A 1,002-nucleotide genomic window follows, 5' to 3' on the forward strand; every position below is an offset into this window, starting at 1 on the left:
AACTCGGCAAGTTGCCTGACCGCTCGGACGTACGCCTTGACGGTTCGGTCTGCCATGCCCTGAAGCTGCAGATCATCGGTGAGCCGCTTGCGTAGCGACTCCGGGAAGAGACTTGGGTTGGACTTGGGCGGATTAAATCGCTTAGACTTGCTCATGTGGGGGATCCTCTGAGAGAATGTAAGCCGAACTCCCAGTGAGTTCGGATCTACCAAAGGGTTCCTCACGTTTTCAATCCACACGCCCCGCCGCGAAGCGGCTTACTTGAACCATGGGTTGCACCGGAGCCGGGCTTGCGGGCGTTTCCTGATGGTTGACTTTTCCCTCCCGGCCCGGTGAACCCTACCGTTATCCGACTGAAATCCCCGCAAGCCAACACTCACGCAATATCAATCGCCAATGAGCTACTACGTTCGATACATCTGCACCGACCCGCGACCAGTCTCCCTCGATGACTTACGTCTTGGCCTTGCTACGGTGGACCCACAATACTCGATCGTCGACGACGAATTACATTTCGATGGTGAACTGTACGGACAACTTGACGTCAATGCTCGCGGAACGGAACTCTGCGATGAAGAACTTGACGAGCTGCAAGAGTTTCTCGAAGACGCGGAATCCGGTGACACTCAACGGGTCGTTGATTGCTTGACGAACGCGACTTCCATCATCGCCATCCAGGTTCTTTGGCAAGGTCGTGAACCAGAACCCACGCTTGAACGTGTTTACGCGGTCTTGGAATGGCTGCTTGCGAACCGCTCTGGCATCGCACAAGTTGACGACAACGGATACTACGATTCCAATGGGCAGGTTGTCGCGGTCTCGTGACTGCCCCGTGCGCCCAGTGCGGAGCGGATAACCATGACATGCACCGGAGTGGCGGTGGTTGACTTTTTCGTTTGCTTGCAAGTCTTTCGCCGCCACCCGGTGATGTCTACCGTTATCCGACTGAGCCGCGGACATTTGCTGCCCGCCTCGCGCCCTGCGGGGCACAACCCATGCTCG

General features: G+C 56.7%; 1 protein-coding gene. It reads left to right on the forward strand.

The features are described from left to right. The first annotated feature begins 396 nt into the window (after positions 1-396). Positions 397-825, forward strand: coding sequence for a hypothetical protein (locus RC85_RS25995; RefSeq protein ID WP_068267880.1), 429 nt, complete (start codon positions 397-399; stop codon positions 823-825). Positions 826-1,002 lie beyond the last annotated feature (177 nt).

Source organism: Rubripirellula obstinata, assembly GCF_001642955.1.
Lineage (GTDB): Bacteria > Planctomycetota > Planctomycetia > Pirellulales > Pirellulaceae > Rubripirellula > Rubripirellula obstinata.

Coding starts and splice junctions, on each gene's coding strand:
- RC85_RS25995 (WP_068267880.1), top strand. CDS start 397: ATGAGCTACTACGTTCGATACATCTGCACCGACCCGCGACCAGTCTCC.